Consider the following 20,618-nt stretch of genomic DNA (forward strand, 5'->3'; position numbering starts at 1 on the left):
GCCTGCGGGAGGGTGTGCGGGGTCCCGCGCCCCGGATGCGGGAGGGTTCCGGGCGCGTTGCGGGTATGTGAATCCGCGTGGTGGTCCACCGTGCCCGGCGGCTCAAGGGCCAGCTCACAAGCGGTGAACAACGTTCGCCGGGGTGTCGTGGTTCCCCTGCTGGGTCATGACCTGGGTCACGTGGGCGGCGAAGTGTAGCAGAGGGTGGGCCATACCTTGTGAAGGGGCTCACGAGCGTGCCCCCCGAGGGGGGTGGATACTCGATGGCATGAGCACCACGGAGCGTCCCAGGATCCTCGTAGTAGGCGGTGGGTACGTAGGCCTGTACGCAGCTCGGCGCATCCTGAAGAAGATGCGCTATGGAGAGGCGACCGTCACGGTCGTCGACCCCCGGTCGTACATGACGTACCAGCCCTTCCTCCCCGAAGCTGCTGCCGGCAGCATCTCGCCTCGGCATGTCGTCGTCCCGCTGCGACGCGTGCTGCCCAAGGCTGAGGTCCTCACCGGCCGAGTCACGACCATCGACCAGGACCGCAAGGTCGCCACGGTTGCGCCGCTCGTCGGCGAGGCCTACGAGCTGCCCTTCGACTACCTGGTCATCGCGATGGGCGCCGTCTCCCGTACCTTCCCGATCCCCGGCCTTGCCGAGCAGGGCATCGGCATGAAGGGCATCGAGGAGGCCATCGGTCTGCGCAACCACGTCCTGGAGCAGCTGGACAAGGCCGACTCCACGACCGACGAGGACGTCCGCCGCAGGGCGCTGACGTTCGTCTTCGTGGGCGGCGGCTTCGCCGGCGCGGAGACCATCGGCGAGGTCGAGGACATGGCCCGCGACGCGGCGAAGTACTACACGAACGTGAAGCGCGAGGACATGCGCTTCATCCTCGTCGACGCCGCCGACAAGATCCTTCCCGAGGTCGGCCCGAAGCTGGGCACCTGGGGCCGGGAGCACCTGGAGTCCCGCGGTGTCGAGGTCTTCCTCTCGACCTCCATGGACTCCTGCGTCGACGGTCACGTGGTGCTGAAGAACGGTCTGGAGGTCGACTCCAACACCATCGTGTGGACGGCCGGTGTGAAGCCGAACCCGGCGCTGGCCCGCTTCGGCCTGCCGCTCGGTCCGCGTGGTCACGTCGACACCACCGAGAAGCTCCAGGTGCAGGGCACCGACTACATCTGGGCCGCGGGCGACAACGCCCAGGTTCCGGACATGGTCGGCCGCAAGGCCGGCAACCCGAACGCCTGGTGCCCGCCGAACGCCCAGCACGCGCTGCGTCAGGCCAAGGTCCTCGGTGACAACGTCATCTCCGGGATGCGCGGCTTCCCGCAGGGCGACTACAGCCACGCCAACAAGGGTGCGGTCGCCGGTCTCGGCCTGCACAAGGGCGTCGCGATGATCGTCATGGGCAAGGTGAAGATCAAGCTCAAGGGCCGTCTCGCCTGGTACATGCACCGTGGCTACCACGGCATGGCGATGCCGACCTGGAACCGCAAGATCCGGATCTTCGCCGACTGGACCCTGGCGATGTTCCTCAAGCGCGAGGTCGTCTCGCTCGGCGCCATGGAGACTCCCCGCGAGGAGTTCTACGAGGCCGCCAAGCCCGCCCCGGCCCCCGCCGCCGCCAAGCCCGTGGGCGAGAAGGCCAAGGCCTCCTAGCTCCCGGATTCGTTTCAGGTACGTCGCACAACGCCCGAAGGGGCCGTCCGCCATCCGTGGTGCGGACGGCCCCTTCGGCGTATCGGCGCAGGTCGGCACGGTGGTCGGCGGGAAGGGGCGCGGGCCGGACCCGCGGCGGATGCATGTGCCGTACAAGTATTTTGCCGTTCCATTGCGCGGTAGCGGGATGGCCCGGCCGCCGGAAACTGTTGTGGGGGGTGTACCTCGCCTTGGCGCCAAGGGTGCCGGGGCGTGGTCCGAGACATGTGTGGGCATGTCCGGGCACGTCGGGAAACACCATCACGGAGGTGTGCGCCATGGCAGACGCCGCGTCGCGGCTGACCGCTCTCGCCCAGGAGTTGCTGGGAGAACCCCTACCGGTCCGCATCCGGGCCTGGGACGGCAGCGAATCCGGACCGCCCGGTGCCCCCGTCCTCGTCATCAGGAACCGCCGTGCCCTGCGCCGCCTGCTGTGGAAGCCGGGCGAACTGGGCCTGGCCCGCGCCTGGGTGGCCGGCGAGCTCGACATCGAAGGCGATCTGTACGCGGCCCTGGACCTGATGGCCGGGCTGATCTGGGACCGCGGGGCCGACGCCAAGGACAGCGTCCACCCCGTCCGCGACCCGAAGCTGCGGGCCGCCGCCAAGGGGCTGGTGCAACTGGCCGGCCCCTGGCCGCCGCCCCCGCCGCCGCCCGAGGAGGTACGGCGCCGCACCGGCACCCTGCACACCAAGCGCCGCGACAAGGAGGCCATCAGCCACCACTACGACGTGGGCAATGACTTCTACGCACTGGTCCTCGGCCCGTCCATGGTCTACTCCTGCGCCTACTGGGAGGACGGCGGGACCCTTGAGGACGCCCAGCGCGACAAGCTCGACCTGGTCTGCCGCAAGCTCGCCCTGAAGGAGGGTGACCGCCTCCTGGACGTCGGCTGCGGCTGGGGCTCCATGGCCATCCACGCCGCCCGCGAGTACGGCGCCCGGGTCACCGGAGTGACCCTCTCCGTGGAGCAGGCCGCCTTCGCCAGGAAGCGCATCGCGGAGGAAGGGCTCACCGACCGGATCGAGATCCGGGTCCAGGACTACCGGGACGTCAGGGACGGCCCGTACGACGCCATCTCCTCGATCGGCATGGCCGAGCACGTCGGCTCCGTCCGCTACCGCGAGTACGCCGACGACCTCTACGCACTCCTCAGGCCCGGCGGGCGGCTCCTCAACCACCAGATCGCCCGCCGCCCGGAGAGGGACGAGTCCGCTTACCACGTGGACGAGTTCATCGACGCCTACGTCTTCCCGGACGGCGAACTCGCCCCGGTGGGCCGCACCGTCGCCACTCTGGAGGAAGCCGGTTTCGAGGCCCGCGACGTCGAGTCGCTCCGCGAGCACTACGCCCTGACCCTGCGCACCTGGGTCGCCAACCTGGAACGGGACTGGGACAGCGCGGTCCGGATGACCTCTCCCGGCCGGGCGAGAGTCTGGCGGCTCTACATGGCCGCCTCCGCACTCTCCTTCGAGCACAACAAGATCGGTGTGAACCAGATCCTGGTGGTGCGCCCGGCGGACGGCGGGGGCGCGGGCATGCCGCTGCGCGCCCGGGACTGGAAGGCGTCCGCGACCGGCTGAGCCCGGTACCCGGACATGACGGAGGGCCGGTACCCGCTGACGCGGGTACCGGCCCTCGGCCGTCGTGGCGGCGTACTACTCCGTCTTGATCGCCGTCAGCATGTTCAGCTTCGCGGCGCTGCGGGCCGGCCACAGCGCGGCCAGTACGCCCACCAGTCCGGCCAGCAGCAGGAAGACCGCGATCCGGCCCCACGGCACGACCAGGACGTACTGCGGGATCTGGGACGCCACCGTCTGTCCGATCGCCCAGCCGAGGAACAGTCCGAGCCCGATGCCGACGACCGCGCCGAACAGCGAGATGACGACGGCCTCCAGCCGGATCATCCGCTTGACCTTGCGGCGGTCCAGGCCGATCGCCCGCAGCATGCCGATCTCCTGCTGCCGCTCGAAGACCGACATGGCCAGGGTGTTGACGACCCCGAGCACCGCGATGATCAGGGCCATCGCCAGCAGGCCGTACATGATGTTCATCGCGAGGTTGATGGAGCCGCCGAACATGTCACGGATGTCCTGGCGGTCCATGACGCTCATGCCGGGGTTGTCGCCCAGCGCGTCCACCAGCGCCTGCTCGTTGGCCTTGCTCGCACCACCGTCCGTCTTCACCCAGATCTCGCGGATGTCCGCACGGCCCTCGTGCGGGGCCACGACGTCGCGGGGGATCAGGACGGGCGACAGGAACTCGTTGTCCTTGTAGAGCGCGCCGACCTTCAGGCTGCCCTTCTTGTCGTCGTCGTACGTGACCGGGACGCTGTCCCCGGTCTTCCAGCCGTGCGACTTCGCGGTCTTGTCCGAGACGGCGATCTCGCCCTTCTCCAGGGCGTCCATCGAACCCGCGACGGTGTCGACGGTCAGGACCTTCTGCACAGCGCCGGGGGTGACACCGGAGGCCGAGAGCGAGGTGTTGCCGATGTCCAGCCAGACGGCCTGCTGGGGCGAGACGGCGGTCACGCCGTCGGCCTTCTCCAGGGCGGTGAGCGCCGACTCGTCGAGCGCGTCCCCGCTGGCCATCGAGACCATGTAGTCGGCCTTGATGTTGTCCGTCGTCATCTTGTCGACCGCCTGGCCGAGAGTGACGCCGAGCACCGAGATGCCGGTGACCAGGGTGAGGCCGATCGCCAGTGCGGAGGCGGTCGCGCCGGTGCGCCGGGGGTTGCGGACCGCGTTCTGCGCGGCCAGCTTGCCGGAGACCCCGAACATCCTGCGCAGCATCGGGCGCACCAGGGCGATCGCCGGGCGGGACAGCAGCGGGATGAGGACGATGACGCCGATCAGCGCCAGGAAGGCGCCGCCCGCGATGAGGAGCTGGCCGTCCGAACCGGCCTGCGCCGCGCCGGACACGATGGCGGCCCCGCCGAGCAGGGTGATGACGGCGCCGACGGAGTTGCGCAGCACCAGGGACTTGACCGTGGCCACCGCGTAGAGGCTGTTCATCGCCGCGACCGGCGGGATCTTCGCGGCCCGGCGGGCGGGCAGCCAGGCGGCGAGGACGGTGATCAGGACGCCGACGCCGAAGGCGGCGACGACGGTGAGCGGTGCGACCACGAGCGGTCCGGCCGGGATCTTCCCGCCGATCAGGCTCATCGCGGAACGCAGCCCGGTCGCGAGGCCGAGGCCCAGGGCGAAGCCGATGACGGACGCGATCAGGCCGACGACGGCCGCTTCGAGCAGGACCGAGCGCTTGACCTGGCGGCGCGAGGCGCCGACGGCGCGCAGCAGCGCCAGTTCCTTGGTGCGCTGGGCGACCAGCATGGTGAAGGTGTTGGCGATCAGGAAGATGCCGACGAACAGGGCGATGCCGGCGAAGGCGAGCAGCAGCTTGTTGAGGCTGCCGAGTCCGGACTCGATCTGCTCGGCCTGCTCGTCGGCGAGTGCCTTGCCGGTCCTGGCCTCGGCGTCCTCGGGGAGCAGCGGCTTCACCGCGGTCAGCAGCTGCTGGTCGGAGGCGCCGGACGCGGCGGTGACGGAGGCGTCCTTGAACTCGCCGGGGCGCAGGAAGAGCTGCTGGGCGACGGGGGTGTTGAAGAGGACCAGGCTGCCGCCCGCGTTGACCGCACCGTCCTCGGTGGTGAAGACCCCGGACAGGGTGTACTCCTTCACCGGCCCGTTGGTGGCGACCCGTACCGTGTCGCCGACCTCGTACTCACCCTTCTTCGCGGTGTCCTCGTCCAGGGCGACGGTGCCGGCCGCGGTGGGCCCGGTGCCGTCGGTGAAGGCGTACTGGGGGTCCTTGCCGTCCTTGCCGGGGGCGAAGTTGGCGCCGGTGTTGGACCAGCCGTTGCCGATCAGCTTGCCGTCGGGGTCGGCGACCCCGGCGAAGCCGTCGACCCGGCCGGTGGCGGTGCCGACGCCGTCCAGAGCCCGGATCTTCTTCAGGGTGGCGGCGTCGATGCCGTGCGACTTCGGGTCGCGCTGGTCGGCGTGCGTGGTGACGGCGACGGCGACGTCGTCGTAGTTCTTCGCCGACTGGTTGCGGAAGGCGTTGCCGAGGGTGTCGGTGAAGACCAGGGTGCCGGAGACGAAGGCCACGCCGAGCATCACGGCGAGGACGGTCATCAGCAGCCTGGCCTTGTGCGAGAGCACATTGCGCAGGGCGGTACGGAACATGTCTGTCAGTCCTGGGGGAGGGGGTCCGGAAGGGGGGCGCGGGAGGAGCCGGGGCTCAGCTGGTGCGGCCCTTCGCGTCGAACGCCTTCATCCGGTCCAGCACCCCGTCCGCGGTGGGGTGCATCATCTGGTCCACGATCGCCCCGTCCGCGAGGAAGATCACCCGGTCCGCGTAGGAGGCGGCGGCCGGGTCGTGGGTCACCATCACCACGGTCTGGCCCAGCTCGCGCACCGAGTTGCGGAGGAAGCCGAGGACCTCGGCGCCGGAGCGGGAGTCCAGGTTTCCGGTCGGCTCGTCACCGAAGATGATCTCGGGCTGCGAGGCCAGGGCGCGGGCGACGGCGACGCGCTGCTGCTGGCCGCCGGAGAGCTCGGTGGGGCGGTGCTTCAGCCGGTCGGCGAGGCCCACCATGTCGATGACCTTGCGCAGCCAGTCCTGGTCGGGCTTGCGGCCCGCGATGTCCATCGGCAGCGTGATGTTCTCCAGTGCCGACAGGGTCGGCAGCAGGTTGAACGCCTGGAAGATGAAGCCGATCTTGTCCCGGCGCAGCTGGGTGAGCTGCTTGTCCTTGAGGGACCCCAGCTCCGTCTCGCCGATGCGCACCGAGCCGGCGCTGAAACTGTCGAGGCCGGCCACGCAGTGCATCAGCGTGGACTTGCCGGATCCCGACGGGCCCATGATCGCGGTGAACTCGCCCTGCGGGAAGTCGACGGTGACCCGGTCCAGGGCGGTCACCTTGGTCTCGCCCTCCCCGTAGACCTTGGAGAGTTCCGTGGCGCGGGCGGCCACCGCGGTGGCGCGGTGAGCGGTGGACATGGTGGTCACGGGAGACTCCAGGGTCGGGTTGGTGCGGGACGGGGGCCCGTTCCCCGCCGGCCCCGCCGGGGCGGCGGCCGGGGGATGGGCACTGCTCCATCGTCTCCGCCGTTCCGCCGCCGGTCGTCACTCCCGGTGCCCGTTCCCGGGGCCCTCTTGAGTCGCACCGCGGGGGCCCCGGCGTCCTCCTGCGGTATGACATGGACCCTGAGCGGGGTGGACCCGAAGGCCCCGGTCCGCTACCGCGGCGGGGCCGTGGACCCGCGCGGGACCAGCCGGGCCGCCGCGTCCTCGAAGCCCGTCGCCGTACCGTCGGTGATCAGGGACAGCAGGGTGCGGGCGGCGTGGCTCCCGTACGCCGGGATGTCGCGGCTCAGCGCGGTCAGCGGCGGCCGGACCACCCGGGAGAGCTGGGAGTCGTCCCAGGCGATCAGGGAGAGGTCGCCCGGCACGTCGAGTCCCATCTCCTGGGCGACCGAGAGTCCGGCGACGGCCATGATGTCGTTGTCGTAGATGACGGCGGTGGGCCGCTCGGGGGAGCTGATCAGCCGCCGGGTTGCGTGCGCCCCGTCCTCGCCGGAGTAGTCGGTGTGGACGATGACCGGTTCGCCGAGGCCGAGTCCGGCGCAGATCTCGCGCTGGGCCCGGTCGCGCAGCTCGGTGTGGTTGAGGCCGGGCAGGCCCGCGACCCGGGCGACCGACCGGTGGCCCAGCGCGGCCAGATACGTGAGGGTGTCGCGGATCGCCGCGTGGTCGTCGGACCACACGGCGGGCAGCGGGCCGGCCGCCGAGGGGTGGCCGATCACCACGGCGGGCAGGCCCAGTTCGGCGACGCCCTCGATCCGCGGGTCGGGGACGCGCAGATCGGCGAGGAACACGCCGTCCACCCGGCCCTCGCCCCACCAGCGGCGGTAGACCTCCAGCTCCTGCGCCGGATCGGTGACGACCTGGAGGAGCAGGGCGCAGCCGCGGGGCGAGAGTTCGCTCTCGATGCCGCTGATCAGCTCCATGAAGAACGGCTCCATGCCGAGCAGCCGGGCGGGCCGGCACAGGGCGAGGCCGACCGCGTCGGCCCGGGCGCGGGTCAGGGCGCGGGCCGCGCTGTTGGGCCGCCAGCCGATCTCCTCGGCGATGGCCTTGATGGCGGCGCGGGTCGCGGGGGAGACGCCCGGCCGGTCGTTCAGCGCGTAGGACACCGCGACCTTGGAGACCCCGGCGCGGCGTGCGATGTCCGCGATCGTGGGGCGGTGTCTGGGCATGTGACCTCGCTTAACCGGTTCCTGTTGCACGGGAATCCTAGCCGACACGTCCCTCGTACGCGGCCCCTCCCGAAGAAGCATGATCGCTCAACTCCGTTGGAAAGTAACGGAATGGGAGCGCTCCCGCACCCTTGACACGGTTTCCCGGCGGCCTTAACTTCACGGCACTTACCCGGTTCAGTAACTCCGCTCGGCAGGGACGGCGGGGAGAAGGAGGGACGATGGGCACGGGATTCCGGGGACGACGGATCGCGGCCACGCTCGCCGTGATCGCACTCGCCGCCACCGCGTGCACGGGGGGCGGCTCCTCGGCAGGCGGTCCGGGCGGGAAGGGCGGCGGCGCGCTCCCGCGCAACGAGACGCTCTACACCACCGGCACGCAGTGGGGACCGCCGGCGAACTACAACCCGCTGCACAACTGGGACCACGCCACCGGCACCAAGGGGCTGGTCTACGAGACGCTGTTCCACTTCGACCCCAACGAGGGCAAGCTGACGCCCTGGCTGGCGGAGTCGGGCAGCTGGACCGGCGACAAGACGTACGAGCTGAAGCTCCGTCCGGGCATCACCTGGTCCGACGGCAAGCCGCTGACCGCCAAGGACGTCGCGTACTCCTACGGGCTCGGCAAGATCGAGGCCTCGTCCTTCCACACCCTGTGGAGCTGGCTCTCGGACGCGAAGGCGGTGGACGCCACCACCGTCCGCTTCACCTTCGAGCAGGCCCGCTACCAGGAGTGGGACTACACCCTCTACGGGCAGCCGGTCGTCCCCGAGCACATCTGGAGCAAGCGCTCCGAGAAGGAGATCCTCGACGGCGTCAACGACAAGCCGGTCGGCTCCGGCGCGTACACGCTCAAGAGCCACACCCAGGACCGGGTCGTCTGGCAGCGCCGCGACGACTGGTGGGGCGTCAAGGCGCTCTCCATGAAGCCCGCACCGCGCTACATCGTCGACGTGTCCAACCCCAGCAACGAGGTCGTCATCGGCCAGCTGGGCCAGGGCCAGCTGGATCTCAGCAACAACTTCCTGCCCGGCGCCTCCTCGCTGATCAAGAGCAAGAAGGTCGTCTCGTACTACGACAAGCCGCCCTACATGCTCTCCGCCAACACCGCCTGGCTGGTGCCCAACACCACGAGGAAGCCGATGAACGACGCGGCGTTCCGCAGGGCGCTCGCCGACTCCGTCGACGTCGGGAAGATCGTCAAGGGGGTGTACGGGGAGCTGGTCAAGCCCGCCGACCCGACCGGTCTGCTCCCGCAGTGGAACCAGTTCGTCGATCAGGACCTGGTGGCCCGTGAGGGCTTCGCCTTCGACACCGCGAAGGCCAAGCAGACCCTCGCCGACGCCGGGTACAAGGACACCGACGGCGACGGACTGGTGGAGAACAAGGACGGCTCGAAGATCAGCCTGAAGCTGGCCGTGCCCACCGGCTGGACCGACTGGATGGAGGCCGCCAAGGTCATCGCCTCGTCCGCCAAGGCCGCGGGCATCGGCATCACCACCGAGTTCCCCGACGCGAACGCCCTCAACGAGCAGCGCAGCAAGGGCAACTTCGACCTCGTCGTCAACAACGAACGCCAGCTGTCCAACACCCCGTGGACGTACTACGAGTACATGTTCCAGCTGCCGGTCCAGAAGCAGCAGAACACGGTCAACTTCGGCCGCTACGAGAACAAGGAGGCCTGGAAACTCGTCCAGGAGCTCGGCGGGGTCAGGACGGACGACACCGAGGGCATGAAGAAGGTCATTTCGAGGATCCAGGAGATCCAGCTCAAGGAGATGCCCGTCATCCCCCTCTGGTACAACGGCCTGTGGGCCCAGTCCACCACCGGGAGCTGGACGAACTGGCCGTCGGACGCCGCGGGCGCGCCCAAGTACGCCCCCGCGCTGTGGCGCAACTGGCTGGAGATGGGCGGCTTCGAGGCCCTCACCCAGCTCAAGCCCGCCAAGTGACACGGCCGTTCTGAGAAGGACCGGCCCCGCGCCGGCCCCTCTCCTTCCATGACCGCCCCGCCGTGCGTGGCGCCCTGACCGCTGCCCGCACGGCGGGGCTCTCTCCGGGGAGCTCCCTTGCGCCGCTACTTCGCCCGCAAACTTCTGATCTACGCACTGACCTTCGTCGTCGCCGTCACCGTGAACTGGATGATCCCGCGCTTCATGCCCGGCGACCCGGTCGCCGCGATGGTGGCCCGGGCCCGCGTCTCGCAGCCCGAGGCCGTCGACGCGATGCGCGCCTACTACAACAACCTCTTCGGCTTCGACGAACCCGTCTGGCAGCAGTACCTGCACTTCTGGGGCGCCCTGCTCCAGGGCGACTTCGGGCTGTCCATCTGGGTGTTCCCGAAGCCCGTCGCCGACGTCCTGCTCGACGCGCTCCCCTACACCCTGGGGCTGATGATCCCGGCGGTCCTGCTCAGCTGGTTCGTCGGCAACTGGGCCGGGGCGCTGGCCGCCCGCCGCAAGGTGCTCGACAACACCGTGCTGCCCGCCGGCTACCTGCTCACCGCGATGCCGTACATGTGGATCGCCGTCATCCTCGCCTGGGCGCTCGGCTCCAAGGCGGGCTGGTTCCCGATCTCCGGCGGCTACAGCCTCGACATCCAGCCGAACTGGTCCGTGGACTTCGCCGTGGACCTGCTCCAGCACTGGGTGCTGCCGTTCCTCTCGCTGTTCCTGGTCGCACTCGGAGGCTGGGCCATCGGCATGCGCAACATGATCATCTACGAGCTGGAGTCCGACTACTCCTCCTACCTGTCGGCCCTCGGCGCACCGCAGCGGCTCATCCGCCGCTACGCCTTCCGCAACGCCGTCCTGCCCCAGATCACCGGACTCGCCCTGCAACTCGGCGTCCTGGTGGCCGGAGCCCTCGTCACCGAGATCGTCTTCGCCTACCCCGGGCTCGGCTCGCTGATCCTGGCCGCGATCCAGAACCAGGACTTCTTCCTGCTCCAGGGCGCGTTCCTGTTCATCGTCATCGGCGTACTCATCGCCAACTTCCTCATCGACATCGTGTACGTCGTCGTCGACCCCCGGACCCGTACCGGCATGGCAGGAGGCCAGTCATGAGCACCGTGCCCGAACCGGCCACCGCCCCCACCGACACGACGGCACCGGCCGCCGCCGCCCGCCCCGGCCGGGAGACCCTCCACTACGCCGTGCGCAACCCGAAGCTCATCATCGGGTTCACCGTCGTCGTGCTGCTCCTGCTCGTCGGCATCGCGGGACCGCCGCTGCTCGACAACGCCGACCCGAACGAATACGTGGGCCCGCAGGCCGCGGCGCCCGACGGCACCTACTGGATGGGCACCACCACCTTCGGGCAGGACGTGTACGCCCAGTTCGTGCACGGGCTGCGCGCCACCTTCCTGGTCGGCGTCGTCGGCGGGGCCATCGCCGCCGTCATCGCCATGCTCGTCGGATTCCTGGCCGGCTACCGCGGCGGTGTCGTCGACGAGATCCTCAACATGCTCACCAACGTGGTCCTGGTGCTGCCCGCCCTGGCCGTCCTGCTGATCATCAACGCCTACCTCGGCGTCCGCTCGGTACCCGTGCAGGGCCTGTTCATCGGGCTCACCTCCTGGCCCTGGGCGGCGCGCGCCATCCGGGCCCAGACCTTCTCGCTGCGCACCCGGGAGTTCGTGGACCTGGCCCGGCTCAGCGGCAGCGGCACCTGGCGGATCGTCTTCCGCGAGATCGCGCCCAACATGAGCTCGTACCTCTTCATGATGTTCATCCTGCTCTTCGGCGGCTCCGTCCTGATCGCCTCCTCGCTCGACTTCATCGGGCTCGGCCCCACCGAGGGCGTCTCGCTCGGGATGATGCTGCAGAGCGCCCAGCAGTGGAGCGCGCTCCAACTCGGCATGTGGTGGTGGTTCGTCCCGCCGGGCGCCGGGATCACCGCGATCGTCGGCGCGCTGTACGTCGCCAACGTCGGCCTCGACGAGGTCTTCAACCCGAAACTCCGGGAGGCCTGAGCACATGACCCCGACCGCTCTTCCCGGAGGCCCGCGCACATGACCCTGACCGTGACCGACCTACGGGTCCACTACCGCACCCTGCGCGGCGAGGTCCGGGCCCTGGACGGCGTCTCCTTCGACCTGGCCGACGGGGAGATCCTGGGCCTGGCCGGCGAGTCCGGCTGCGGCAAGACGACGCTCGGCAAGTCGCTGATCCGCCTCGACGGCCGGATGCGGCACGCGGGCGGCACCGTCACCCTCGACGGCGACGACGTACCCGTGGCCGACGACCGGGCGATGAACGCCTTCCGCTTCCACCGGATCTCGCTCGTCCCGCAGTACTCCATGAGCGCCCTCAACCCCACCCGGCGCATCGGACGCATGATCCGCGAACTGCTCGCCTCGCGCGGCGTCGGCGTGGACACCGCCGAACTGCACCGCAGGCTCGACCTGGTGGGCCTGGACCACGACGTCCTGAACCGCTACCCGATCGAGCTGTCCGGCGGCATGAAGCAGCGCACCGTCATGGTGATCTCCACCCTCCTCGACCCGTCCGTCCTCATCGCCGACGAGGTCACCTCCGCCCTCGACGTCTCCACCCAGCGGGCCGTCGTCGGCGCGCTCACCGGGCTGCGCGACAAGGGCCTGGTCACCAGCATGATCTTCGTGACGCACGACCTCGGCCTCACCTCGCACATCGCCGACTCGATCATGGTGATGTACGCGGGCAGGCTCGCCGAGAAAGCGCCCACGAAGGTCCTGACGACCGCGCCCCGCCACCCGTACACCAAGCTCCTGCTCGGCTCGCTCCCCGAGGTCGGCGCGCGGTACGCCGACAAGCCGCTCAAGGGCATCGCGGGCGCCCCACCCTCGCTCCTGGACCCGCCGGCCGGCTGCCGCTTCCGCGACCGCTGCCCGATCGCGGACGAGCGGTGCGCCGATGAGCCCCCGGTCGTGGAGATCGCCCCCCGTCACTCCGTCGCATGCTGGAAGGCCTGATGCTGACCCTCGACCACGTCACCAAGACCTACCGCGCCGGAGCCTTCGGCGGCGGATCCGTCACCGCCGTCGACCGGGTGTCCTTCACCGCCGCACCCGGCGAGGTCGTCTCCCTCATCGGCGAGAGCGGCAGCGGGAAGTCCACCATCGGCCGGATGATCCTCGGCCTCACCGGGGTCAGCGCCGGCAGCCTCACCCTGGACGGCCGGCCGGTCCGCCCCGGAAAGGACTTCTACCGCCGCGTCCAGGGCGTCTTCCAGGACCCCTTCTCCTGCTACAACCCGGTCTTCCGGGCCGACCGCGTCTTCGACCTGATCCGCCGCGCCTACCACCCGGGCGTGCCCGGCAGGGAGTGGGCCGACCGCGTCGAGAAGGCGGTACGGGACGTGCGCCTTGACCCCGGCCAGGTGCTCGGCCGCTACCCGCACCAGCTCAGCGGCGGCCAGCTGCAACGCCTCCTCATCGCCCGCGCCCTCCTGCTCGACCTGAGCTTCCTGGTCGCCGACGAGATCACCAGCATGCTCGACGCCTCCACCCGCATCGACGTCCTCAACCTCCTGGCCGGCCTCAAGGAACGCGGCCTCGGCGTCCTCTACATCACCCACGACCTGGCGCTCGGCACCTACCTCGCCGAGAAGACCGTGGTGCTGCGCCGCGGCAGAGTCGTCGAACGGGGCGACACCCAGAAGGTGTTCGGCAACCCGCTGCACCCCTACACCCGCACCCTGCTGGCCGCGGTGCCCCGGCTCAACACCCCGTGGGACCCGCCCGAGCCCCTGCGTGACTGCGCCTTCCACGAGGCGGGTCCCACGGACACCGACCTGTACGAGACCGAACCGGACCACTTCGTCGCCTGCGCACAGCTCCCCGACTGCGGAAGGACCCCCGCGTGACCCTTCGCCACCTGCCCCTGCACGAAGGCTGGACGCTCACCGCGGACGGTGCCGTGCCCGTGGGGCTCCCCCCAGGGGGCGTCCCCGCCACCGTGCCCGGCTGCGTCCACACCGACCTCCTCGCGGCGGGCCTGATCGACGACCCGTACCTGGACGACAACGAGAACCGGCTGACCTGGATCGGCCGCACCGACTGGACGTACCGCACCACGTTCGACTGGACGCCGGACGGGCACGACCACGCCGCCCTGTGCTTCGACGGCCTCGACACCGTCGCCACCGTCCTGCTCAACGGCACCGAGGTGGGCCGGACCGCCAACCAGCACCGCAGCCACCGCTTCCCCGTCCGCCCGCTCCTCGTCGAGGGCACCAACACCCTCGCCGTACGCTTCACCGCCCCGTACACCTACGCCGAGGAGCTGCGCGAGCGGCTCGGCGACCGGCCCGGCGCCTATGCGGAGCCGTACGCCTTCATCCGCAAGATGGCGTGCAACTTCGGCTGGGACTGGGGGCCGACGCTCGTCACGTCCGGCATCTGGCGGCCGGTGGCCCTGGAGACGTGGAGCGGTCCGCGGATCGCGTCCGTGAGACTGCTCCCGGACCTGGACGCGGACGGCGTACCGCGCCTGACCGCCGAGCTGGAGGTCGAACACGACGGTCTGAAGGCGCTGTCGGGCGAGGTCGGGGTGGTCGGGGCGGGCACCGTCTTCATCGCCACGCAGGACGAGCACCGCGTCTCGGTCACCCTCTCCGTCCCCGACGCCGAGCCCTGGTGGCCGCACAGCCACGGCGAACAGCCGCTGTACGACGTGACGGTCCGGGTGGGCGACGACGTCCGCAGGCTCAGGACCGGATTCCGCGCCGTCACCCTGGAACGCGAGGCGTTCCGCATCTCGGTGAACGGCGAACCCGTCTTCGTACGGGGCGTGAACTGGATCCCCGAGGACTGCTTCCCCGCCCGCCTCACCCGGCAGCGGATCTCCGACCGCCTGGACCAGGCGGTCGCGGCCGGAGTGAACCTGATCAGGGTCTGGGGCGGCGGCCTCTACGAGAGCGACGACTTCTACGAACTGTGCGACGAGAAGGGACTGCTGGTCTGGCAGGACTTCCCCTTCGCCTGTGCCGCCTACCCGGAGGAGCAGCCGCTGTGGGACGAGGTCGCGGCCGAGGCCCGGGAGAACGTCACCCGCCTCGCCCCGCACCCCTCCCTCGTCCTGTGGTGCGGCAACAACGAGAACCTGGAGGGCCACGCCGACTGGGGCTGGCAGAAGGAGCTGGGCGACCGCACCTGGGGCCACGGCTACTACCACGAGCTGCTCCCCGCCGTCGTCGCGGAGACGGACCCCACCCGCCCCTACTGGCCCGGCTCGCCCTACTCCGGCACCGAGGACATCCACCCGCAGGACCCGGCCCACGGCACCATCCACATCTGGGACGTGTGGAACCGGGCCGACTACCGCGCCTACGCGGACCGGGTGCCGCGCTTCGTCGCCGAGTTCGGCTTCCAGGGCCCGCCCGCGTACGCCACCCTGCGCCGCGCCGTCAGCGGCCCGCTCACCCCCGGCGCCCCGCTCCTGGCCCACCACCAGAAGGCCGAGGACGGCAACGCGAAACTGCTCCGCGGCCTGGGCGACCACCTGCCGCTGCCGGGCGCGGACTTCGACGACTGGCACTGGCTCACCCAGCTCAACCAGGCCCGGGCCGTCGCCTTCGGTATCCGCCACTTCCGCTCCCACACCCCGTACTGCATGGGCACGATCGTGTGGCAGCTCAACGACTGCTGGCCGGTCGTCTCCTGGGCGGCCGTCGACGGCGACGGCCGCCGCAAGCCCCTCTGGTACGCCCTGCGGGCCGTGTACGCCGACCATCTGATCGCCGTGCGCGACGGGTCCGCGCACCTCGTCAACGACGCCCCCGCACCCTGGGCCGGCACGTTGCGGCTGACCCGGTACGGCCTGGACGGGGCGGTGCTGGCCGAGGAGGAGGTGGCGGTGAGCACGGCCGCGCGCTCGGTCACCCGGGTCCCGCTCCCGCGCTCGGTGGCCGAACCGGCCGACCCCACCCGTGAGGTCCTGGTCGCACGCCTCGGCGACAGCAGGGCGGTGGAGTTCTACGAGGAGGACACCCGTCTCGCGCTGCCGCCGGCCCGCTACGACGTCACGGTGACGGAGAGCGAGGGCGAGGCGCCCGGATACCGCGTCGAGGTGACCGCCCGCACGCTGCTGCGGGACCTCGCGCTCTTCCCCGACCGGCTGGACCCGGCGGCCGTGGCGGACGAGATGCTCGTCACGCTGCTGCCCGGCGAGAGCGCCGTGTTCATGATCACAGGGGCGGTGCTCCCGGACCCGGACGCGCTGGGCTCCCGGCCGGTGCTGCGGTGCGTCAACGACGGCGTCGCGACGCGGTAGTTGCGGCGGGGGTGGCGCGCCCCTGGCGATCAGTGGCGCGCGCCTGGCGGATCGGCTGTGCGGGTGCGGCGACTTTCCGTCAATTCGGATACCCGGCCGCCGTGCCCGACACCCCGCCCAGGCATGTGACTATGCCTTCTGCGTGTGCTGACGGACCCTCAAGCGATCAATAAAATAAGACAACATCGAGCCACTGTCCGTCTGCTCGGCGGGTGCCCCCGGATAGGGTCATGTGCCAACGCGGAGCCGCGCGAAGCCCGGATGGTGGAATGCAGACACGGCGAGCTTAAACCTCGCTGCCCCTCGGGGGCGTACCGGTTCGAGTCCGGTTCCGGGCACCATCGCGCTCACCGGCCCGACCGGCCGAATCGACCGGTTCGCCCGGGTACCCCATTCGAGGACGAGCCCTCTGCCGAGGCCTTCGGGAACGCGGTGAACGGGGCCGACGGCCGGCGGTGACGGAGGGGCCGGGCGAAGGGCCACGGATGCGACGTCACGGACGGTAGTGGTGCGGCCCGGCAGGCCGGGCGTCGGCCGGGCGGCGCGGCGGTCCCGGCCGACGCCCTGTGGACATCCATTCATCCGCAGGGAGAATGGGCCTTCACAGCCAGGGGCTTGGGGGGATCTCGTGAGTGGTGGTGCTCTGCTCGGAGTGTTAGGGCTGATAGTTCTGCTGTTGGCCTATTTCGTGCCGGCCTTTGTCGCCTTTTCGCGAGGCGTGCCGAACAAGGGATCCGTGTTCGTGATCAATCTCTTCCTGGGCTGGACCGTGGTGGGCTGGATCGTCGCGCTGGCCATGGCGGCGCGCAGCAATCAGCAGCAACAGCCCCGTCTGTAGGCGTCCGGATCCGCCGGGGGCGGCCGGCCCTGCAGTGCATGTCCGTGGCGGTTCGCCTGTCGTTTCCGGCCGGCCGTTCTCGCTGGGCCGCCTCCTCGCCGACGGGTCTCCCACGCGGCCTCACCGACTCCCGCCACAACCCAGTCACGCAGACCATCACCCGCGCCTACGACGTGCGGTAACCGCACTGCCCGGTCTTCCGTGTGCGGACGCAGGAACGACCCGGGTGCCGTACTCGTACGGGCGCACTTCGGCGGGGTGGCGGCCAGCCTCCCTGCGGACCCCCGACGGGAGTGGATGATCGATGCCCCCGGTCCGCCACCACGGGCGGCACGCGCAGGCGCGACCACATCGCCGACGGAGGTGCCCGCATGTTCCGTCCGCTGCGTGCGGCGATGTCCTCGGCACACGGTTCGACGGACCACGACGACATCACGGCCATCCGCACGCCCGCCACCCGCGACGTAGTCCTGGCCACCTTGGTGACGACGGCCGCGGTGGTCGTCCTCGGTCTGCTGACCGGGACCGCGGTGCTCCTTCTCGGGCTGCTGGTGTTCCTGCCGGCGTTCGCCGCCGCCCTGTGCAGCCCGCGCCAGACGGCGATGGTCTCCGCCTGGGTGAGCCTCGTCGTCATCGCGCCGGTCGTCCTCCAGTCCGGGGAGCGGATCCTCGACCGGGTGATCCTGGCGCTGTTCGCCGTCGGCTTCGGCACCCTGGCCGTCTACGGTGCCCGGATGCGCATCGCGCGCGAGGGCGCCCTGGTGCGGCTGCGGTCCACCGCCGCGGCGATGCAGAGGCAGATCCTGCGGCCGTTGCCGCTGCTCACCGACGATGTCCTGGTGGACGGTGTGTACGAGCCCCTGCAGGAGGACAAGCTCGTCGGGGGCGACATCTACGACGTGGTCGCCACTCCGTGGGGCACCCGGGTCCTGATCGGTGATGTCCAGGGGAAGGGGCTGGCCGCCATCGGGATGGCCATCGACGTGGTGGGGGCGTTCAGGGAAGCAGCCCACCGTGAGCCGACGGTGACCGCCCTCGTCGACGCGCTGGAGGCTGCGGTCGTCCGGCACAACGACTACGCCGGACAGCGCGGTGAGCCCGAACGGTTCGTCACCGCGCTCGTCCTGGTGGTGGACGCGGGGACCGACACCCAGGTCGTCGGCTGCGGCCACATCCCGCCCTACCTGCTGCACGACGGCGTCGCCACCGCCGTCGGCGCGGGGGAGGAGCACGTACCGCTGGGCCTGGCGAATCTGGTCGACGAACCACGCACGGTGTCATGGTTCGCCTTCCCCGCCGGGGCGACGCTGCTGCTGTGCACCGACGGCCTGACCGAGGCCCGTTCGCGCGACGGCGCCTTCTATCCGCTCGAGGAGCGCCTCGGTGGCCGCGTCGACATCACCGCCGGCCGGCTGATCGGTTCACTGGTCGACGACGTGAGGGACTTCACCGCCGGGGTGCAACAGGATGACCTGGCGGTCCTCGCGGTACGCCGTGCCCCGCACCGGGCACCGTAGGACCGGCCCCCGTCGGTGCGCCGTCAGTTGACGCGCTCGGTGGCGAAGAGTTCCAGATGCGAGCAGGTGGGGCAGCGGTAGGCGTCGATCTGCCAGTGCGGGCGGCCCATCCTTCGCGCGCCGCCGAACAGGCCGCGTTCGAGCGCGCCGGCGATCCACCGTGCGTAACCCCGGGACCCCTGCCCGGAGTCCTCGACGAAGCCGGGTTCCAGCCCCACCGCACCGCACTGGGTGCACCGTATGTTGTTCATCGGGGGAGTGTAGTGAGCGGCCGCCGGCGCGCGGCCCGGCTCCGCGAAATCTCCGCAGGCCCCGCCCGGACCCACTGGGCCCACCGCCGTTCGCCCGTACGTCCGGAATGAGGCCCTGCATTTGGGCCCACGGGCCCGTGCCGGAACGTGCGCACCTCTCGTAACCTCCGACCCCTAAGGCCATCGGGGAGGACGACAATCATGCCGCGGACGAGGTATCGGGGGCCCATATCCTCGCGCAGTGGATGGGGTGACAGGGGCGGGACTGCCCTGGAGTACGTCGGCATGGTCATGGTCGCGGTGGCCATCGTGGGTGCCCTGCTGGTGACCGGTCTCGGCGGCAAGGTCAGCGAGAGGTTCTCGTGCGCGATCTCGTCCGTCATGGGCGGCGGGGGCTGCACCGGCGGCGCCGGGAACGATGCGGGCGGCGACCCCAACGCCGAGTTCGAGCCGCTGACCTGCGCCACGGTGACGAAGTCCGGGACGCAGGGCGGGAAGTTCGGGGTCTCGTTCGAGACGCTCGGGATCGAGTTCGGTGGCGAGTTCGGTTTCGAGGAGACGACGTCCAAGGCCAAGACGGACGTCAACAAGGACGGCAAGATCGATGACAACGACGAGCAGGTCTCGCTGACCTTCACGGACGCCGGCTCGGTCAAGGGCACGGAGAAGCCCAAGGGCCGTATCAAGATCGGTGACGTGGGCAAGGACAAGGTGGAGATCGCCGCCGGTCTCACCGTCACCACGGGCGACACCTGGGTCTTCGACAGCCAGGAGGAGGCGGACCAGTTCCGCAAGGACCTCCAGGAGTACAAGAAGCTCAGCCGGCTGAACAAGCTCTCCAACCTGAGCCCGATCGTGGGCGGTTCCACCGAGGTGGCCAGCTGGTTCGGCAAGGGGCCCAAGGCCAAGGAGAGCCGCCTCAAGCAGAACATCGAGGACCGGCTCGGCAACAAGCACATCACCACCCAGAAGGTCAGCCTCGAAGTCGCCGCCCAGGCCGGTTTCCAGTTCGGCGCGGGGATGAACGCCCCGGACACCACCAACGCGGACGGCACGACCACCCCGGCCCCCAAGCCCGGCGCCACCGTCGAGGCCGGCCTCAAGATCTCCGAGGCCCAGGAAGTCACGCTCACGCAGAACCACATCAACAACACCGACGCGTACACCTACCAGGCCAAGGCCACCGGCGGGGCGTACGCGAAGGGTGAGGCGGGACCGGCCAAGGCCGGTGCGGAGGCCTCCGGCTCGGCGGCGGGCGCCATCACCGTCACGGTCGACAGCAAGACCGGCAAGGTGAAGAGCATCACGATGACGCGGACCCTGGAGGGCAAGGCGGAGGCCAGCGCCGGTCTCAAGGGCGATGTGAACGGCAACGAGAAGGGCGGCGGGACGACCACCCAGGTCATCACCACGACCGTCCCGCTGGACGACAAGAACATGTCCAAGGCCGAGTCCGATGCCATCAAGGCCCAGATGTTCTCCGGCCAGGGCATGAACAGTGCCTTCAACTACCTCTTCACCGGGACGCCGGTACCGACCGAGGACCCCGGCGCCGGCGACCCGTTCGGCCACTACGCGTTCAACCACGGCCAGGTCAGCAAGCAGGAGTACGACGGCTCGTCCTCGTCCGAGGAGATCGGTCTCGACATCAACCTGGAGGTCGCCGGCATCAACGGCGCCTACACCAGCTCGGAGTCGCAGAAGAGCCTGACGAAGGCCGAGTTCCTGGGGGCTCCCTCCGGCGGCCAGCGTTCGTTCTTCCCGTACAGCTACTGTGCCAAGTGATCCACAGGTACAAGGA

15 protein-coding genes and 1 tRNA gene are annotated in these 20,618 nt (G+C 70.2%); 12 read left to right on the forward strand and 4 right to left on the reverse strand.

Annotated elements, in window-relative coordinates; all coding sequences use genetic code 11:
* Positions 1–268: 268 nt before the first annotated feature.
* Both OG521_23870 and OG521_23875 read left to right on the forward strand, forming a co-directional pair.
* Positions 269–1,654 carry an NAD(P)/FAD-dependent oxidoreductase gene (locus OG521_23870; protein WUW23646.1) on the forward strand — a complete coding sequence of 462 codons (1,386 nt, stop codon included), beginning with the start codon at positions 269–271 and terminating at the stop codon, positions 1,652–1,654.
* A 317-nt stretch (positions 1,655–1,971) separates the two neighbouring features.
* A complete protein-coding gene (locus OG521_23875; protein ID WUW23647.1) occupies positions 1,972–3,276 on the forward strand; it encodes a cyclopropane-fatty-acyl-phospholipid synthase family protein in 1,305 nt (434 codons plus the stop codon).
* A gap of 75 nt (positions 3,277–3,351) precedes the next feature.
* Here OG521_23875 and OG521_23880 read toward each other — a convergent pair whose 3' ends face one another.
* The 3 genes from OG521_23880 to OG521_23890 all read right to left on the reverse strand — a co-directional run bounded on the left by OG521_23880 (position 3,352) and on the right by OG521_23890 (position 7,956).
* Positions 3,352–5,880, reverse strand: coding sequence for an FtsX-like permease family protein (locus tag OG521_23880; protein ID WUW23648.1), 2,529 nt, complete (start codon positions 5,878–5,880; stop codon positions 3,352–3,354).
* A 55-nt stretch (positions 5,881–5,935) separates the two neighbouring features.
* Complete coding sequence (locus OG521_23885; protein ID WUW23649.1) at positions 5,936–6,706, reverse strand: ABC transporter ATP-binding protein; 771 nt, start codon at positions 6,704–6,706, stop codon at positions 5,936–5,938.
* 230 nt (positions 6,707–6,936) lie between these two features.
* Positions 6,937–7,956 (reverse strand): LacI family transcriptional regulator, encoded by a 1,020-nt coding sequence (locus OG521_23890; protein WUW23650.1) that lies wholly within the window; start codon positions 7,954–7,956, stop codon positions 6,937–6,939.
* Positions 7,957–8,177: 221 nt separating this feature from the next.
* Between OG521_23890 and OG521_23895 the strand changes: the two genes are divergently transcribed.
* The 9 genes from OG521_23895 (at position 8,178) to OG521_23935 (ending at position 18,566) form a co-directional block, all read left to right on the forward strand.
* A complete protein-coding gene (locus OG521_23895) occupies positions 8,178–9,908 on the forward strand; it encodes an ABC transporter substrate-binding protein (protein WUW23651.1) in 1,731 nt (576 codons plus the stop codon).
* A gap of 117 nt (positions 9,909–10,025) precedes the next feature.
* On the forward strand, positions 10,026–11,021 hold the full coding sequence (locus OG521_23900) for an ABC transporter permease (GenBank protein ID WUW23652.1): 996 nt from the start codon (positions 10,026–10,028) through the stop codon (positions 11,019–11,021).
* On the forward strand, positions 11,018–11,929 hold the full coding sequence (locus OG521_23905; protein WUW23653.1) for an ABC transporter permease: 912 nt from the start codon (positions 11,018–11,020) through the stop codon (positions 11,927–11,929). The genes OG521_23900 and OG521_23905 overlap by 4 nt, the downstream gene beginning before the upstream one ends.
* 39 nt (positions 11,930–11,968) lie before the next feature.
* Complete coding sequence (locus OG521_23910) at positions 11,969–12,910, forward strand: ABC transporter ATP-binding protein (GenBank protein ID WUW23654.1); 942 nt, start codon at positions 11,969–11,971, stop codon at positions 12,908–12,910.
* Complete coding sequence (locus tag OG521_23915; GenBank protein ID WUW23655.1) at positions 12,895–13,803, forward strand: ATP-binding cassette domain-containing protein; 909 nt, start codon at positions 12,895–12,897, stop codon at positions 13,801–13,803. The genes OG521_23910 and OG521_23915 overlap by 16 nt, the downstream gene beginning before the upstream one ends.
* A complete protein-coding gene (locus OG521_23920; GenBank protein WUW23656.1) occupies positions 13,800–16,211 on the forward strand; it encodes a glycoside hydrolase family 2 protein in 2,412 nt (803 codons plus the stop codon). Before OG521_23915 ends, OG521_23920 begins: the two co-directional genes overlap by 4 nt.
* Before the next feature lie 255 nt (positions 16,212–16,466).
* Positions 16,467–16,552 (forward strand) — tRNA-Leu (locus tag OG521_23925).
* Positions 16,553–16,887: 335 nt separating this feature from the next.
* Complete coding sequence (locus OG521_23930; protein ID WUW23657.1) at positions 16,888–17,049, forward strand: superinfection immunity protein; 162 nt, start codon at positions 16,888–16,890, stop codon at positions 17,047–17,049.
* A 371-nt stretch (positions 17,050–17,420) separates the two neighbouring features.
* Positions 17,421–18,566, forward strand: a complete 1,146-nt coding sequence (locus OG521_23935) for a serine/threonine-protein phosphatase (GenBank protein ID WUW23658.1) — start codon at positions 17,421–17,423, stop codon at positions 18,564–18,566.
* Positions 18,567–18,589: 23 nt separating this feature from the next.
* Here the strand turns inward: OG521_23935 and OG521_23940 are convergent, their stop codons facing one another.
* Positions 18,590–18,817 carry a hypothetical protein gene (locus tag OG521_23940; protein WUW23659.1) on the reverse strand — a complete coding sequence of 76 codons (228 nt, stop codon included), beginning with the start codon at positions 18,815–18,817 and terminating at the stop codon, positions 18,590–18,592.
* Between the two features lie 285 nt (positions 18,818–19,102).
* Between OG521_23940 and OG521_23945 the strand changes: the two genes are divergently transcribed.
* On the forward strand, positions 19,103–20,602 hold the full coding sequence (locus OG521_23945) for a hypothetical protein (protein ID WUW23660.1): 1,500 nt from the start codon (positions 19,103–19,105) through the stop codon (positions 20,600–20,602).
* Positions 20,603–20,618: the final 16 nt, after the last annotated feature.

The sequence above is a fragment of the Streptomyces sp. NBC_01463 genome, assembly GCA_036227345.1.
Taxonomy (GTDB): Bacteria; Actinomycetota; Actinomycetes; order Streptomycetales; family Streptomycetaceae; genus Streptomyces.

Coding starts and splice junctions, on each gene's coding strand:
- OG521_23940 (WUW23659.1), bottom strand. CDS start 18,817: ATGAACAACATACGGTGCACCCAGTGCGGTGCGGTGGGGCTGGAACCC.
- OG521_23870 (WUW23646.1), top strand. CDS start 269: ATGAGCACCACGGAGCGTCCCAGGATCCTCGTAGTAGGCGGTGGGTAC.
- OG521_23880 (WUW23648.1), bottom strand. CDS start 5,880: ATGTTCCGTACCGCCCTGCGCAATGTGCTCTCGCACAAGGCCAGGCTG.
- OG521_23895 (WUW23651.1), top strand. CDS start 8,178: ATGGGCACGGGATTCCGGGGACGACGGATCGCGGCCACGCTCGCCGTG.
- OG521_23890 (WUW23650.1), bottom strand. CDS start 7,956: ATGCCCAGACACCGCCCCACGATCGCGGACATCGCACGCCGCGCCGGG.
- OG521_23905 (WUW23653.1), top strand. CDS start 11,018: ATGAGCACCGTGCCCGAACCGGCCACCGCCCCCACCGACACGACGGCA.
- OG521_23945 (WUW23660.1), top strand. CDS start 19,103: ATGGTCATGGTCGCGGTGGCCATCGTGGGTGCCCTGCTGGTGACCGGT.
- OG521_23935 (WUW23658.1), top strand. CDS start 17,421: ATGTTCCGTCCGCTGCGTGCGGCGATGTCCTCGGCACACGGTTCGACG.
- OG521_23910 (WUW23654.1), top strand. CDS start 11,969: ATGACCCTGACCGTGACCGACCTACGGGTCCACTACCGCACCCTGCGC.
- OG521_23875 (WUW23647.1), top strand. CDS start 1,972: ATGGCAGACGCCGCGTCGCGGCTGACCGCTCTCGCCCAGGAGTTGCTG.
- OG521_23915 (WUW23655.1), top strand. CDS start 12,895: ATGCTGGAAGGCCTGATGCTGACCCTCGACCACGTCACCAAGACCTAC.